This is a genomic window from Armatimonadota bacterium (assembly GCA_036504095.1).
In the GTDB taxonomy this organism is placed as follows: domain Bacteria; phylum Armatimonadota; class DTGP01; order JAKQQT01; family JAKQQT01; genus DASXUL01.
In genome coordinates, this window is record DASXVS010000057.1 from 1 (window position 1) to 2,051 (window position 2,051).

Consider the following 2,051-nt stretch of genomic DNA (forward strand, 5'->3'; position numbering starts at 1 on the left):
GGTGATGTAGCGGCCCAGCGGCCCCCCGGTGACGCTCGCAGTCGTCGGGTCCCCCTCGGGCAGACCGGAGATGCGCCGCAGCGAGAGGTCGAGCAAGTTCCACCAGGACATGGCTTCCGCCTCCTTCACGCGCTCGGGATCGGGCTCGGGGTCCATCTCGGAACCTAAACCGCCTCCGGGTTCAGCCGCGGAGGCGTTCACGCCAGCAACCTCGGCAGATCCTCGAGGTCCCGCGGCCTGACGACGTAGCCTGCCGGGAGCTCGGACAGCCACCGCTCCTGTTCGGCGCTCGGAGCCTCGCCGTCCTGCTTGAGCTCGAGCCACAGCACCTTCCGCTGCCGGACCAAAGTGAGGTCGGGGTAGCCACTCGCGCCATTCACCGGGCGCTTGTTGCGGACCATCGGGAGGCTGAACACGAGCCAGCCCAGGTCATGGGCCATCCTGACGACCCGCGCTTTCAGCTCGGCCTCGGTCACGGCATCAACCCCCGGAGGCTCCGCCCGATCTCCTCAGGGATCTGAGGAACGACGGCGTTGCCAAGTGCTCGCAGTCGGTGAACACGGTTCACGACCCCGTGGGCGACACGCGGGATGTCGGGCTCTTGATCCCACCACCCCATCGCTTCTGCGCGTTCCTGCGGCCCAACTCCGAGAGGCATGGGCGCGAACAGGTGATCCCCTTCTTGGAGTGCTTCGGGATGAACTCCGTCCCGCAGATCGCGCACGACCTCGGCACCTTGCTCCCGTGGCCCCATGTCCCCGCCTCGACGTGCCGCTTCGCGTGGCAGTCCTGGCACAGGATCACGACCGTCTCGGGCTGCGAGTAGTCGGGGTGGTGCCGCTGTAGGCTCTCCACCGCCCCGCAGTCCTCGCACGTCGTCATGGCAGGCACAGCCCGTTGGGCTCTCTTTCGCACGGCGGCCCGCTTCATATGTCACCTCCGTCCAATGGAGCGGGAACCCCATGAGCCACTCGACCCACGTCGGGTTCAGTTGCCCACCGGGTTCCGTGCGGGGCGCTTGCAGCAGCGACTTCGAAGGGTCCGCACCCATCGAGTCCATCCCTTCCGCCCGTGGTGTTGGGAAGCGCTTCACCGCCACGTTGAGCGGGTCGCTGTTCCGGTTCCACTGCGATGGCCCGGCGTTGTTCTTGGCGTCCTGGACGGGCGGCGTCGGCCACATCCGCACCGCCATCCCCAGCGGCATCCCGCCTTGGGCGAACCGCGTCGAGTGATCCCCGGTGGTTGGCGTCGGCCAGAGGCCCTGGCTGTTCGGTCCGGGCAACGATCCAGAGCCGTTCGCGGAGGTGCGGAGCTCCAACGTCGGAAGCGGAAATGACATGCCGTTCTGTGTGATACCCGAGGGTGTCCAGGTCACCGAGGACTTCCCCGAGGGCTCGTCCTCCGTTGACAGCCAAGAGGTTTCGGACGTTCTCCACGAGCACGTACCGCGGTCGTAGAACGCTGACGGCACGGGCGAACTCGGGCCAGAGCCACCGAACATCGTCCTGGGCTGCCTGCTTCCCCGCGACGGAGATGGGCTGGCAGGGGAACCCGCCAGCGATGAGGTCAACGGGCTCGACCGATGACCAGTCAACGCGGGTGATGTCTCCCCATCGGGGAACATCGGGCCAGTGGTGGGCGAGGACGTGCTGGCAGTAGGGGTCCCACTCGACCTGCCACTTGCAGGTCCACCCGGCGCGCTCGAGGCCGAGATCGATCCCTCCGATCCCGGTGAACAACGATCCAAAGGTCAGCTCCCTCATGAGTCGGCGATCCGCTGGATGATCTGCTGCAACGACGACGCAGCCTCACGGTGCGATGGTACTTCGTCCACCTGCTGGCAGACAAGGATGGCGCGCTGCTCCTCCCGGATCTCGTCGCGCCGGCGGAGGAGCTTGGCGATGATGTCACCCCACGACTTCGAGCCCCGGAAGCACGTCGAGAGGAGCCCCGGCTGCTCCCGGATGGCCCGGATCAGGACCGCGCGCTGCGACGGGTTGTCCGCCTCCCACGAGTCGAGGCTCGTCCCGGTCGGCGGGTAGACGATGCCG

4 protein-coding genes are annotated in these 2,051 nt (G+C 67.4%); all 4 read right to left on the reverse strand.

The genetic code is table 11. From position 1 onward, the window contains the following. Positions 1-197: 197 nt before the first annotated feature. Positions 198-440, reverse strand: coding sequence for a hypothetical protein (locus VGM51_13870; GenBank protein ID HEY3414123.1), 243 nt, complete (start codon positions 438-440; stop codon positions 198-200). A 124-nt stretch (positions 441-564) separates the two neighbouring features. Beyond that, a complete protein-coding gene (locus tag VGM51_13875; GenBank protein HEY3414124.1) occupies positions 565-930 on the reverse strand; it encodes a hypothetical protein in 366 nt (121 codons plus the stop codon). Next, complete coding sequence (gene dcm, locus VGM51_13880; GenBank protein ID HEY3414125.1) at positions 927-1,763, reverse strand: DNA (cytosine-5-)-methyltransferase; 837 nt, start codon at positions 1,761-1,763, stop codon at positions 927-929. Before dcm ends, VGM51_13875 begins: the two co-directional genes overlap by 4 nt. After that, a partial coding sequence (locus VGM51_13885) for a hypothetical protein (protein ID HEY3414126.1) occupies positions 1,760-2,051 on the reverse strand: 292 nt, incomplete at its 5' end. The genes dcm and VGM51_13885, both read right to left, overlap by 4 nt.

Coding starts and splice junctions, on each gene's coding strand:
- VGM51_13870 (HEY3414123.1), bottom strand. CDS start 440: ATGGCCCATGACCTGGGCTGGCTCGTGTTCAGCCTCCCGATGGTCCGC.
- VGM51_13875 (HEY3414124.1), bottom strand. CDS start 930: ATGAAGCGGGCCGCCGTGCGAAAGAGAGCCCAACGGGCTGTGCCTGCC.
- dcm (HEY3414125.1), bottom strand. CDS start 1,763: ATGAGGGAGCTGACCTTTGGATCGTTGTTCACCGGGATCGGAGGGATC.